Here is a 12,516-nt window from a genome sequence, read left to right on the forward strand (position 1 = left end):
GGTGCGGCTAACCGCACCTTTCAGGCGTTGAGGTAGCGCAGGACGGCGAGCACGCGGCGGTGGTCGTGCGGGCTCGCGGTCAGCTCCAGCTTGGTGAAGATGCCGGTGCAGTGCTTCTCCACGGTCCGCTCCGCGATGAACAGCCGCTGCGCGATGGCCTGGTTGGTGCGCCCTTCCGCCATCAGCGCGAGCACGGCCCGTTCCCGGTCGGTGAGCCGGTCGTCGCTGTCGTCGCGCCGCCGCACCAGCAGCCGGCTCACCACGTCCGGGTCGAACGCCGAGCCGCCCGCGCCCACCCGCCGGATCGCGGCGGCGAACTCGGCCAGGTCCGACACCCGGTCCTTGAGCAGGTAGCCGACGCCGTCCGCGCCCGCGTCCAGCAGCTCGGCCGCGTAGCTCACCCGGACGTACTGCGACAGCACGAGCACGCCCGTCCCGGGGTAGCGGCGGCGCAGCGCCACCGCCGCCCGCAGGCCTTCGTCGGTGTGCGTCGGCGGCATCCGGATGTCCACGACGGCCACGTCCGGCCGGTGCCCGTCCACCGCCGCCACCAGCGTCGGCGCGTCCTCCACCGCCGCCACCACGTCGAACCCGGCCTCGGCGAGCAGCCGCGCCAACCCCTCGCGCAGCAACGTCGAGTCCTCCGCGATCACGACCCGCACGGCAGCACCACCCGCAGGCTCGTGCCCGTCGCCTCCGCGCTGACCACCCGCATCGTGCCCCCGTTCGCTTCCACCCGTTCACTCAAGCCGCGCAGCCCCGAGCCGAGCACCGGGTCCGCTCCCCCGCGCCCGTCGTCGTCGACCTCCACCACCAGCCGCCCGCCCCCGCCGCTGATCACGACCTTGGTCCGGGACGCCTCGGCGTGCTTGGCGATGTTCGCCAACGCCTCGGCGACGACGTAGTACGCGGTCGTCTCCACCAGCGGCGGCACGGTGTCCGGCAGGTCCAGGGTCAGGTCGACCCGCGGGTCGGCCAGCGCGGTCAGCTCGCGCACCGCGCCGTGCAGGCCGCGTTCGGTCAGCACCGGCGGGTGGATGCCGTGGCACACCGCGCGCACGTCGTCGATGGTCGCCAGCACCGCCTGCTTGGCCTCCGCGGCGAGCGCCCTGGCGCGCTCCGGCGGCACGGTCTCGGCCAGCCCCAACGTCATCGCCGCCGACAGCAGCCGCTGCTGGACGCCGTCGTGCAGGTCGCGCTCCAGCCGCCGGCGCCCGTCCTCGACCGCCCGCAGCACCTTCGCTCGCGACTCGGCCAGCTGCCGGACCTTGGCCCGCAGCTCGGCGGTGAGCCGCTCGTTCTCCAGCGCCAGGCCGACGGCGGCGCACGCGGCGTCCACGAGCTCCAGGTCCAGCACCGGGTCGTGCAGCAGCACGGCGACCGGCGCGCCGGCCCGGTCCACCCTGGTGTGCGCGGAGTCCGGCGCGACCGGCCGCCCGTCCACGTCCACGTACCGCTCCTGCTCGGCCACCCAGTACGCCACGCGCAGGCCGGGGTCGTGCAGGGTGGCGGCCAGCGCCTCCTGCACGCCGTCGCGCCGGTTGTCGCCGCTGAGCCGCACCACCAGGTCGGCCACCTCGCCGCGGTCCATCCGGCGGCGCAGCAGCCCGGCCAGGTAGGCGAACGGGATGCCGCTCAGCGCCAGCGTCAGCACCACGTACGGCGGTTCGAGGCCGGCGCGTTCCACCGGCTCCCACACCACGAACGCGAGGATCGCGACCGCGGTCGCGCCGAGCATCGCGGTCAGGGTCCGCCGCTGCGCGATGCTGCTGCACCGCCAGCGGTGCAGTTGCAGCACCAGCATGGAGATGCCGACGACACCGGTCATCATCGTCTCGGACTCGACGATTTCGGCGGCCCACGGCCGGCGCTGATACTCCGCGGCCACGGTCAGCACCACGCTCTCCGCGTACCCGGCGCCGACGACCAGCCGGCGCGGCAGCGTGCGCAGCCTGCCCGTCGGGAACGCGACCAGCGCGTGCCCGAGCAGCGAGGGCCACCCCTTGGCGGCCAGCATCAGCAGCATCGAACCGTCGCCGACGAGGTAGTCGAGCAGCCAGCCGACCCCGACGAGCACGAACAGCAGCCCGATCCGGTTGCGCGGCTGCGCACGGCGGCTGAGCACACCCGCGATCACGTAGACCGCGCTCACCGCGAACATCGCGAACGGCAGCAGCATGTGCCCAAGGTAGCCGGGCCGGCGGACCGGCCGGCTCAGCTCCGGCGCACACCCCCGACCACGACGCGCGCCAGCACGTCCGGGCGCAGGATCGACGACGGCGGCTGGAGCAGCCCGATGGTGCGGATGAACGCGGTGGCGGCCACCGGGTCGTGCGTGGCGACGCGTTGCAGCCGGGCGACGTACCGGTTCAGCGCCTTGGTGGACAGCGACCGGTGGCCGGTGATCTCCGGCAGCGCCAGGTCGCCGAGCGCGTTGAGCTGCCACACCGGGTCGATGATCTTGGCCGCGGCGCGGAAGAACCGGCCCGCCAGGTCCGCCTCGCCGTCCCGCAGGCACTTACGCAGCGCCTCGGACTCCATCGCCGCGACGGTCATGCCCTGGCCGTAGATCGGGTTGAAGCTGCACATCGCGTCACCGAAGACCAGTAGGCCGGGCGGGAACTGCCGCAGCCGCTCGTACCGGCGGCGCAGGCTGGCCGGGAACCGGTGCGTGCGGATCCCGGTCAGCGGTGCCGAAGCGGCGACGGCGTCCAGCACGTCCGGCGGCGCGGACCGCTCGAGGAACGCCAGGAAACCCGCCTCGTCGGTGGGCGGGTGGTCGCCCGCCATGCCGACCTGGGTGACCATCCACTGGCCGTGCTCCTGCGCGGCGAACGCGAACCCGGTCGGCCGGCCGGGCACCGGGCCGACGAGCACCAGCTTGTCCGGGAACGGCACGGGCGGGCGCACCAGCCGGCTCGCGTACATCATGTCGACCTCGATCCGGTCCTCGGCGGGCGTCGGCAGGCCCAGGGACGCCAACCAGGCCCGTGCCCGACCCGACCGGCCCATCGCGTCGATCACCAGGTCGGCGGCCAGCACCTCCTCCGCGCCGTCCCGGGCGACCTTCACGCCGACCACCCGCCCGTTCTCGAACACCGGGCCGACCACGTCGTGCTCCGGCAGGAGCCGCACGCCGGGGTGCTGCGCGACCTTCGCCCGGACCGCGCCCTCCAGCATGGGCCGGGTCGTCTGGATGTCGGACGCGCCGGTGTCCGCGCGCACCATGGGATGGCCCGCGAGGACGAACCGCGCGTCGACGTTGAACCCGACGCGCAGCGCTCCCGCGGCGACCAGCTCGTCGGTCAGGCCGGGGAACATCCCGTCGAGCGCCTGCTCGCCGCGCAACAGGATCGTGTGGAAGTGCTTGGCCTGCGGCACACCGCGCCGGTGCCCGCCGTCCTCCGGGAGCGGGTCGCGGTCGACCACCGTGATCCGGTCGTAGGAGCCGACCAACGCGCGCGCTGCCAGCAGCCCGCCCATGCTCGCGCCCAACACCACCGCATGCGTCATCCGGCGACTGTGACAGCGCCGACCGCCCGGGTGCTTCTTCCGCTGTGCGGACCTCGACGAGCGGCCCCGCCCGGGTGCTCCGGGCGGGGCCGCCTGCCGGGGTCGTGCGGCGGTCGATCAGAAGGTGAGCCGCCAGGCGTCCACGTAGCCGGTGTCCGCGCTGTAGACGTCCTGGACCTTGAGCCGCCACGTGCCGTTGGCGACCTCGGACGAGGCGTTCACGGTGTAGGTGGCGACCACGTCGGGCGTGCTGGAGCTGCTGGAGCTCTTCACCCGGTAGGTGGAGCCGTCCGGCGCGACCAGGTCGATCACCAGGTCGCCGCTGTAGCTGTGCTTGATGTCCACGCCGACCTTGAGGGTGGACGGCGCGTTGCCCGCGATGCCGCTCACGGTAACGTTGCTGTAGACCGCCGCGCCCGCGTCGGGGATGGTGACGTTGTCGAGGTTCTCGAAGACCTTGCCGGGGGGCTGCGTGCCGCCGAGGTTGGCCGCCGCCTGGTTGATGGCCGCCGCGAACGTGCTCACCTCGGTGTAGACGCCCGGGTTCTCCGCCCGCGCGCACCCGTTGCCGTGGCTGACGATGCCGACCTGCACCCACGCGCCGTTGTTGTCGCGGCGGAACATGGGGCCGCCCGAGTCGCCCTGGCAGGTGTCGACGCCGCCCGCGAGCTTGCCCGCGCACAGCTCGGCGGCCGGGATCAGGTCCGCGTAGTACGGGTCGGAGTTCTTGCACGTGGTGTCGTCGATGTAGTCGACGTTCGCCTTGAGCAGGTAGCGGGACTGGCCGCCGCCCTCCCGCGTGGCGCCCCAGCCGGCCACGGTGAACACGCCGGTGTTGTAGGTGGCGGTGGTGGCGATGGGCAGCAGCGCCGCGCCGGTGATGGGACTGGCCAGCTTGATGATCGCCCAGTCGCCGCCGGTGGCCGTGTCGTAGGTGGCCGAGCGGTGCACGTAGGTGGACGTGCGGGTGACGCGGGTCGTGTCCTGCAGGTCCGCCACGCCGTAGGTGGCGGTGATGGAGGTGTTGTTGCCGGTGCGGCTGACGCAGTGCGCCGCCGTCAGCACCAGCTGGTCGGTCAGCATCGAACCGCCGCAACCCATGGACAGGCGGACCATCCAGGGGAACTCGCCCTTGGCGGCCTGGGTGCCGCCGACGACCATGGGCGTGGGTGTGCCGGTGTCCGGTTGCGGTGGAGCGGCGAGCGCCTGGCCCCCGAAGGCGGCCAGGGCGGCGACGACGCCCACAGCGAGGGCGAGCGTCCTTCTCAAGGTGTCGCGCACGGTTGATCCTTCCCGCGCCCGGCCGGGGTCGTGCTCGCAGGGTGGCCGGACGTCGAGATCGCAGGGAACTATCCAGCCGGCCCCTCTGCCGGCGACTCATCGTGCGCGGCGGACGGCCTGCTCACAATCCGTCGATCGACGGGACTTCTTGCGGTGTGGCCCGTGGTAAGGCGTGGTTCTGCCGCGCTACCGGATGGTGGAGCCGGTGACGGTCGGCTCGGCCGCGCCGAGGAAGAAGATGCCCCGGTAGCCCGGCGTCTCGAAGCCGGCGCTCGGGTTGCGGCGCAGCGTGGAGGACTCGACCGCCAGCGTGCCGGAGCGGTCGTTGCTGACGAAGAAGACCGCGCCGCCGCCCTCGTTGGCCTTGTTGTCCTCCAAGACGCTGCCGGCGATGCGGACGGTGAACGCGTTGCCGTCCGCGTAGACCGCGCCGCCGCTGCCACCGCCCGGGGTGCCGGGGCGGGCCGGGTTCGCGCCGTCGCCGGTGGCGGAGTTGTTGCGCAGCAGGCTGTTCAGCACGACCCAGGACACGCCGATGCTGCTCAACGCGCCGCCGTTGGCGCACGTGCCGCCCTCGAACGTGCTGCCGACCACGAACACCGGCCGGCCCGCCGACTGGCTGAGCACGCGCAGCCCCGCGCCGCCGAGGTCCGGCCCGGTCGCGCCGCACCGGTTGCGCAGGAACGTCGAGTTCACCACCTTCACCCGACCGCCGCGCACGAACACCGCGCCACCGCCCTCCGCCGCGCCGGCCGCGTTGCCGTCCGCGAGCGTGAGGTTCTGGATGGTCAGCCGGGGGTGGTCCTGGTCCTGGCAGTGGGACGTCGTGATGCCCAACGCCTCGTCGCACGTGTTCTGGTAGAGGATCCGCCGCTGTCCCGCGCCGCTGAGCGTGACCAGTCCCCCGCCGTCCAGCACGACTTCGGGTGCGGCGTCGTTGCGGACCTGCGCGGTCACGGTCATGGTGATGGTGACCGGCTCCGGACCGCACTCGAAGGTGATGACCCCGCCGGCCGCCACCGCCGCGACCACGGCCTGGGACGTGCACCCGGCCGGTGTGCCGTCGCCGATCACCCGGGTGGGGCGGGACGTGTCCGCGGCCGCGGCCTCGGGCGGCACCGGCACGCCGCCGTCCGGGTTGCCGGCGGGCGGGGGCGTGAACCGGGTCGTCGTGGTGGTGACGGTGGTGGTGACGGCGGCGGTCGTCGTCGTGGTGGTCGTCGGTGACGTGGCAGTGGGCTGATCGGTGCTCGGCGACGCGGCGAACGGGGGTGACGACGTGCACGCGGCCAGCAGGAAGACCAGCACTAACACACCACGGGACATGGAGGCGACCTTAACGTGCGCCGACACCGGGACCGACTTGACTTCCGACAGGTGTGAGTGGTTGATTACACTCGTGCCAGCCGCAGCGAGCGAACGTCGACTGTCGACCGCCGAGGAGCGTCGCGAGACGGTCCTGCGCACCGCCATCGGCGCGTTCGCCGCCCGCGGCTACTACGGCACCACCACCGGCGAGGTCGCGAAGTCGGCCGGCATCTCCCAGGCCTACGTCTACCGGTTGTTCCCCGACAAGGAGGCCCTGTTCCTGGCCGTGGTGGAGCACAGCTTCGCGCGGGTCCGGGAACGGTTCGCGGACGGGGTCGCCGAGGCCAAGGGGAGCACGCCCGAGGACGTCCTGTCCGCGATGGGCGACGCTTACGCGCACCTGATCTCCGAGGAGAGCACGCTCCTGCTGGTCCAGATGCACGCCCAGTGCGCGGCGATCTCCGAGCCGTCCGTGCGCGAGGTCTTCCAGCGCGGGGTCGCGCGGACGGTCGAGTACGTGCGCGGGGTGTCGGGCGGCAGCGAGGAGCAGGTGCAGCAGTTCTTCGCCACGGGCATGCTGTGCCACCTGGTGGTGGCGACGCGCGCGGACGACGTCGACGCGCCGTGGGCCCGGACCCTGTCGAACGGCATCCGCCACTACTGAGCCGCTCCACCCTCCGGTGTGCGATCGACCAGCCAGGCCCTGACCGTCCACAACGGACACGGTTTCCGCGACCTCTCCTGCACGCAACCGTTGACCGTCGAGGAAAGGACTTTCCGCGACCCTGGGTCGACGTGATCTCCTGGTGGCCGGCGGCGCCGGCCTGGCCGCCCTCGGCACCTCCGGCCTCCGCGCGTCCGGCGTCGGGCGGGGCTGCCGCCTGGGACACCGTCATAGACGGTTCGTTCGCGAGCTTCAGCACGCTGGTCGTCGAGGCGACCCGGATCACCTGGGACGAGGGCAACAGCTCGGCCGACCCGCACCTGCCGATCCGCCACCACTCCGGCGCGGTGCACGCCCGGCAGCAGGTGCTGGTCGACGACCGGTTCCCGAACTGGGAGGTGCGCGGCGACTTCCAGGCCCCGTCCGCACGCGGCACGTGGCCCGCGTTCTGGCTCACGGGCGTCAACTCGTGGCCGCCGGGGAGCGACATCCCGGAGTACGAGGCTTCGTCGGCACACCGATGTGGATCGTCATCAACCTCCGGGTGGAGGGCTCGTCCGGCACCTCCGGCCCGACCACCGACACCCGCTACCGGGCCCGCGACGTCTACGTGGGCCGCACCCGCGCCTAGCTCGGGTTGCTCGCCCGCGGCGACCGGATGAGGTGTGCGGCGCGCCCGGCCCGTCTCCCCCGCGCCGGGGAAGACGGGCCGGGTCCGGTGGTCAGCCGTTCGGGGTGGTGATCACCGCGAAGGTCGACCGCAGGCTCGCGTAGCGCGTCTGGATGTCGGTCAGGATGGTGTCGATCGGCACGTAGTTGTTCAGCTCGCCGGAGGCGCAGGCGCCCGTGCGGGACTGCTGGTTGCCTTCCAGGATGCCCAGCGCGGTGTGGTCGACCTGGCTGAACAGCGGTCCGCCGCTGTCACCCGGGCGGGCGCAGAGGTCGGTGTTGATGCCGACGTCGGTGGACAGGACCCGGCCGCAGCGGGTGCCCACGAGGTAGCCCTTCCCGGCTCCGCTGTCGATCGCGCCTGGGTCGTCGGCCGCGTTGGAGCCGGAACCGGTGGCGCACACCACCCAGCCCGCCTTGACCTGGGCCAACGCGTGGGTGCCGGTGATGTGCTCGTCAGCGGACGTGGCCTGCTCGCCGCACGGCGTGTCGGAGTTGCTGTCCGTGCCGCCGTTGCGGCAGTACTTCAGGACCCGGTTGCGGCCCGTGTGGTTCTCCAGCCACGTCTCGCGGGTCGGGGTGTCGACGTACAGCAGGGCCGCGTAGTCGTACGGGTAGGCGTTGCGCTCGATGCCGTGCTGCTGGAGCACGGGCACGCCGTTGTGCTGCGTCGGCGTGTTGTTGGTCTTGGTCGCCATGCAGTGCCCCGCGGTCAGCACCCACGCCTTGCCGGGGTGCCCGCCTCCGGTGGAGCGCAGGTTGAAGCCGGCCGTGCAGCCGCCCCACGTGCCGTTGTCCCGCTTCATGTCCAGCCGCAGACCACCGCGCATCGGCCCGTGGTTCTGGCACGCGAGCGGGTGGCAGACGCCCTGGTCGGGGTACGTGGCCGCCAGCGGGTTCGGCTTGGGCAGCACCCTGGTCCGCACGGTCACGCCGGACTCGTCGGCCACGGCCCGTCGTGCCACGTCACCTTCACGGGCGACCGCGGCCCCGACGGCGGCCTTCTCCCGCGCGACCCACGCGCGCTCCCACAGGACGACCTCGTTGGCACGCTCGTCGACCGCGGGCAGGTACACCGCGTCGGCCCCGGCGCCCACCTTCGCGGCGAGCCGGTCCTTGGCGTCGGTCAGGTCGGCCAACGAGTGCCGCACGACCCGGGTCCGGACGCGCGCCCGGTCCGGCGACTCGGCCAGGCGCCGGCTCGCGGCGGCCGGGTCGGTCATGGCGACCACCAGCTCACCGGAGGTCTGGTCGAGCCACATGCCGCCGTACTCGGCCGGGTTCTCCCGGCGCAGCACGCCGTCCAGGCGCACCGACTCCTGCTGGAGGTCGAGCCGGCGCAGCGCCTCCCGTTCGCTGACGCCGTAGTTGTCGACGAGGTACCGCACGGACTCCGCGACCACCGCCGGGTCCAGCGCGGCACGTGCCGACGGCGCGGCGGTGGCTCCTCCCGTCGCGCTCACCACGGTCGCCGCGACGACCAGCGAGGCGAACAGGGCCCCCAAGCCCCTTGCTCTACCCACGGACATCTCCTTGCTCGGTGGATGGGAAACACGGGCATTCAACCCGACGTGGACCGCCCACCTCGGTGAAGCCCGGTCATGGCTCGTGACGAGCCACGAAGTCGGGGAAACCCGGTCAGACGTCGAGGAAGGGGATCAACTGCTCCTCCTCGTAGGCCAGGTGGGCTTCCAGCTCGCCGATCAGCTGGTCGACGTCCGCGCGCAGGGTCGCCACGTCGCCGCGGTCGAGGGTCTCCCGCAGCCGCGCCAGCAACGCGGCGATGGCGCCGTGCTCCTCGGCCAGCCGGTCGAGGGTCGGCGCGAGCTCCGGGAACCGGTCCCGCAGCATCGGGAACATGCCGCTGTCCTCCGACGTGTGGTGGAAGCTCAGGCCCTGGCACGCGGTCAGGCAGTTGACCTTGAGCTGCGCGCCCAGCGTCGGCTTCGACGCGGCGACCTCGCGGCGGATGGTGGCGAGCTCCCGGCGGAACGCGCCGTGCACGAGCTTGAGCGCCGCGCCCCAGCTCGACGCGTTCGGCGGGCCGCCGGCGACCTGCGTCAACGCCACCACGGGGAGCTGTCGGGACGTCTTGGCCTGGTAGTCGGCCCAACCCGGGTCGGTCTCGACCGCCCGCGCCCACAGCTCGTCGCGTTCCGGGCCGGCCAGGACGGTGGCCTTGGCGTCGTAGGTGAAGACGCCGTCCTCGACCTGCACCACGGGGTTCGCCACCAGGTTGTGGAACCAGTCGGGGTGGCGCGGCGAGCCGCCGGCGGACGCGATGACGACGATCCGGTCGCCGTCCGGCAGGTAGCCGACGGGGTTCGTGCGGCGTGCGCCGGTCCGCGCGCCGGTGGTGGTCAGCAGGATGAGCCTGCCTCCTTCGAAGGGTCCGCCGACGCGGCCCGCGTTGGCGCGGAACTCGTCGATCACCTGCTGGTTGAAATCCATCTGCGGTTCGTCTCCTGATTTTTGGGCATGACCGGATCACCACGGGTGAATTGCGCCGTGGTTTTCGGTGAAGGTTCTGTGGAGGCGCGCGGGCACAGCCGTCCCGCGCGATGAGGTGTGCAGCACTTCCACGCGTGCGGCGGCGTGCGTGCCCGCGGGCAGGGACGCGCCGATGCGCTGGATGTGCTGGTGCGAGGAGGAACCGGGTGCGTCGCTGCTCCGTGGAACCACGTGCGCGGAAACCCGGGGGACCCCGGCGTGCGGCGGGCCTCTGGCCCACCCGGCGGTCAAACCTTGGCCGGGTGACTCTCTCGCTCGTGGCTCAAGGCCGACCCGGCAGTCACGGGTGCGAGCTTATCCCGTGAATGCGCGGTCGGGCAACCGGCCGCATTGTGCGACGATCGGCGGCGTGCCCCGATTTCTTTTCCTGCTGTTGTTCGCCGTGTCCGCGTGCACCGCCGCCCCGCCGGCTCCCCCGACCCCGTCCCCGTCCGCCGACGCCTGCCCGACCGGCGTGGAGTACGCGGTGGCGGGTGAGGACGCGGCCTCGGGCCTGCGGGTGCTGACGCTGGAGCTGACGAACTGCGGCACGGAAGCGTTGGAGCTGGAGGGCTACCCGTCCGTCACGGTCCTGGACGCCGACCACGCGCCGCTGCCGGTCGCGGTCGGCCGCGGGTCGTCCGGGATCTCCGCGGTCGAAGCGTTCGACACCGCCCCCCTGCCGGTGACGGTGCGCCCCGGCGAGTCGGCGGTGACCGGGTTGCTGTGGCGCAACACCTACACGGACACCTCCACTCCGCCGGTGGTGGGCGAACACCTGGAACTCGCCCTCACCACCGGCGGACCGCCACAGGTGTTCACCCCGACCCGGGAAGGGGACGGCACCGCCCTCACCATCGACCTCGGCAGCACGGGCGAACTGGGCCTGCGCCCCTGGACCGCCGCACCCTGACCCCTGCGGCCACGCCGGGCGAGCTTCGCGGCGGACCACAGGCAGATCGTCGTCAGCCGGTGGGCGGTCGCCCGACCCAGAGCCACGCGTCGGCGCGATAACCCTTCACCTCCACCGGGTGGCGGGTGAACGCGGTGTCGGACGGGTCGACCACGAGCGAGTGCAACGTGTCGGACACCAGCACCACCAAGTCGACCTCCGCACTCGCGGTCGCCTCGGTCCTCAGGACCTCGCTGTCGACCAACCGGCCCAGCGTCGTCGCGGAATCACCGGCGAAGCCGAGCGGCCCCGGCGCGACCGGCCCCAACGTCACGGCCATGCGCAGCCGCAGTCGATCGGTGTAAAGCGCGTTGTCCTCGCGCAACAAGTCCCGCCAGGTCGGCAGGAGTCGGGAGAGGACCCGGGACACGTCCGACTCCGCCGGCAGGAACGCCGGCACCCCGTCGCCGGTCCCCTGCAGGTCGACGGCGGCGGCGTCGAGGCCCAGGTGATCGACCACGGCGTCCGCCAGTTCGGACACCCGGCGCTGGGCGACGTCACGCAGCCGCCAGGTGCGCCCGCTGTAGCCGACGATGTCGACGACGAACCCCATCCGCAGGGGCCTGGACAGCGACCGCTTCGCCCGAGCGCCGTCCGTCGTCCCGCCCTGGGTCCGCGGCAGACGATTCGTCGAGGTCTCCACGTCCTGGGCAGGGTCCTGCGGACGAGCGGTGTCCTCGGGCTCGGCTTCCTCGGCCTCTTCCGGCGCGTCCCCGCCGTTCAGCTCGTCCGGCGTTTCCTCGTGCCCATCGCCGTGGACCTCCTTCTCGAGCAGCGACGCGACCTGTTCCCGCACCTCGTCCAAGGTGCCCACCGCATCCTCGCCGTGCGTGGGCGGCCACAGGGTCGGTCCGCCGCGTTGCCACCAGTACGACAGCCGGTACCGATCACCGGTTGGGGCGTACCGGTCCAGGTGCAGCACGAGGTAGGCCGGCGAGCCGGGCTTGGTGGGCGGCTGCGCCCGTTCCGGTCGCAGGCTGTCCCGGACCGCGGTCAGCTCCGGGAGCAGACCCATCGACACCGCCTGCGACTCGGTCCACCGGTGCAGCTCGATCGCCAGCTCGGTGCGCACGCGCGCCGCGATGTGCTCGACGAACACCAGCGGCCGCGGCACGCCGTCCGCGCCCGCGTTCAGCGTCTCCAGGACCCGGAACACCTCGGTGTACGTGGTCGGCCCGTACAGGCTCGGCGCGGTCGGACCGGCCACGACGCGGTAGATGTCCGCGATGTCGGGCACGACGACGCCGGCCGGCAACGTGAACAGCCTTGCTCGTTCGTGGGTCGGGAAGAGGTCCAACGGCGTCAGTCCGGCGACGACGCGGCGCAGCTCGGCCATCGCGCCCGAGTCGGGTTCGAAACGACTCACAACACGAATGAGCGCGGCCAAGCGTTCAGGGCTCGACAGGCAGGCTTCGGCGAGGTTGAACAGGTGCCCGATCGCGGCCTGGTGCTCCTCGACCATCAGCGTTTCCCGCAATTCCGCGGACATCATGCGGATGACGAGGTTGCGACCGGCACGATCGGCCAGGCTCGGGATCCGGGCCAACGCGTCGACCAGTACGAGCAGCCCTCGGCGATCATCGTCGTCCGCACGGACCATCAGTGGCCCCCGTTTCGAGCGGTCACCGCTCAGCGTTCA

The 12,516-nt window shown here is 72.6% G+C and carries 10 protein-coding genes and 1 pseudogene; 2 read left to right on the top strand and 9 right to left on the bottom strand.

Features of this window, described 5'->3' with window-relative positions:
- Nucleotides 1-20: 20 nt before the first annotated feature.
- The 6 genes and pseudogenes from EDD40_RS11115 to EDD40_RS11135 all read right to left on the bottom strand — a co-directional run bounded on the left by EDD40_RS11115 (nt 21) and on the right by EDD40_RS11135 (nt 6,120).
- Complete coding sequence (locus tag EDD40_RS11115; RefSeq protein WP_123742835.1) at nt 21-662, bottom strand: response regulator transcription factor; 642 nt, start codon at nt 660-662, stop codon at nt 21-23.
- A complete protein-coding gene (locus EDD40_RS11120) occupies nt 650-2,179 on the bottom strand; it encodes a sensor histidine kinase (RefSeq protein WP_123742836.1) in 1,530 nt (509 codons plus the stop codon). The genes EDD40_RS11115 and EDD40_RS11120 overlap by 13 nt, the downstream gene beginning before the upstream one ends.
- A gap of 35 nt (nt 2,180-2,214) precedes the next feature.
- Nucleotides 2,215-3,513 carry an FAD-dependent oxidoreductase gene (locus tag EDD40_RS11125; protein ID WP_123742837.1) on the bottom strand — a complete coding sequence of 433 codons (1,299 nt, stop codon included), beginning with the start codon at nt 3,511-3,513 and terminating at the stop codon, nt 2,215-2,217.
- A 117-nt stretch (nt 3,514-3,630) separates the two neighbouring features.
- Nucleotides 3,631-3,903 (bottom strand): proprotein convertase P-domain-containing protein, encoded by a 273-nt coding sequence (locus tag EDD40_RS44780; RefSeq protein ID WP_425471340.1) that lies wholly within the window; start codon nt 3,901-3,903, stop codon nt 3,631-3,633.
- Nucleotides 3,904-3,993: 90 nt separating this feature from the next.
- Nucleotides 3,994-4,794 (bottom strand): annotated as a pseudogene (locus EDD40_RS11130) (S1 family peptidase); the annotation flags it as partial.
- A gap of 186 nt (nt 4,795-4,980) precedes the next feature.
- Nucleotides 4,981-6,120, bottom strand: coding sequence for a hypothetical protein (locus EDD40_RS11135; RefSeq protein WP_123742838.1), 1,140 nt, complete (start codon nt 6,118-6,120; stop codon nt 4,981-4,983).
- Between the two features lie 73 nt (nt 6,121-6,193).
- On the opposite strand from EDD40_RS11135, the gene EDD40_RS11140 reads away from it, so the two are divergent.
- Nucleotides 6,194-6,766, top strand: coding sequence for a TetR/AcrR family transcriptional regulator (locus tag EDD40_RS11140; RefSeq protein WP_123742839.1), 573 nt, complete (start codon nt 6,194-6,196; stop codon nt 6,764-6,766).
- 722 nt (nt 6,767-7,488) lie between these two features.
- On the opposite strand, the gene EDD40_RS11150 is transcribed toward EDD40_RS11140, so the two are convergent.
- Both EDD40_RS11150 and EDD40_RS11155 read right to left on the bottom strand, forming a co-directional pair.
- Nucleotides 7,489-8,958, bottom strand: a complete 1,470-nt coding sequence (locus EDD40_RS11150; RefSeq protein WP_123747945.1) for a chymotrypsin family serine protease — start codon at nt 8,956-8,958, stop codon at nt 7,489-7,491.
- Between the two features lie 115 nt (nt 8,959-9,073).
- On the bottom strand, nt 9,074-9,886 hold the full coding sequence (locus tag EDD40_RS11155) for a nitroreductase/quinone reductase family protein (RefSeq protein WP_123742840.1): 813 nt from the start codon (nt 9,884-9,886) through the stop codon (nt 9,074-9,076).
- 409 nt (nt 9,887-10,295) lie between these two features.
- Here EDD40_RS11155 and EDD40_RS11160 point away from each other — a divergent pair, with 409 nt between their 5' ends.
- A complete protein-coding gene (locus tag EDD40_RS11160; RefSeq protein ID WP_246037596.1) occupies nt 10,296-10,838 on the top strand; it encodes a DUF4232 domain-containing protein in 543 nt (180 codons plus the stop codon).
- 52 nt (nt 10,839-10,890) lie between these two features.
- On the opposite strand, the gene EDD40_RS11165 is transcribed toward EDD40_RS11160, so the two are convergent.
- Nucleotides 10,891-12,477: an effector-associated domain 2-containing protein gene (locus EDD40_RS11165; RefSeq protein ID WP_123742841.1), complete on the bottom strand. Its 1,587-nt coding sequence runs from the start codon at nt 12,475-12,477 to the stop codon at nt 10,891-10,893.
- Between the last annotated feature and the right edge of the window lie 39 nt (nt 12,478-12,516).

This window comes from Saccharothrix texasensis (assembly GCF_003752005.1).
Lineage (GTDB): Bacteria > Actinomycetota > Actinomycetes > Mycobacteriales > Pseudonocardiaceae > Actinosynnema > Actinosynnema texasense.

Coding starts and splice junctions, on each gene's coding strand:
- EDD40_RS11125 (WP_123742837.1), bottom strand. CDS start 3,513: ATGACGCATGCGGTGGTGTTGGGCGCGAGCATGGGCGGGCTGCTGGCA.
- EDD40_RS11120 (WP_123742836.1), bottom strand. CDS start 2,179: ATGCTGCTGCCGTTCGCGATGTTCGCGGTGAGCGCGGTCTACGTGATC.
- EDD40_RS11155 (WP_123742840.1), bottom strand. CDS start 9,886: ATGGATTTCAACCAGCAGGTGATCGACGAGTTCCGCGCCAACGCGGGC.
- EDD40_RS11135 (WP_123742838.1), bottom strand. CDS start 6,120: ATGTCCCGTGGTGTGTTAGTGCTGGTCTTCCTGCTGGCCGCGTGCACG.
- EDD40_RS11165 (WP_123742841.1), bottom strand. CDS start 12,477: ATGGTCCGTGCGGACGACGATGATCGCCGAGGGCTGCTCGTACTGGTC.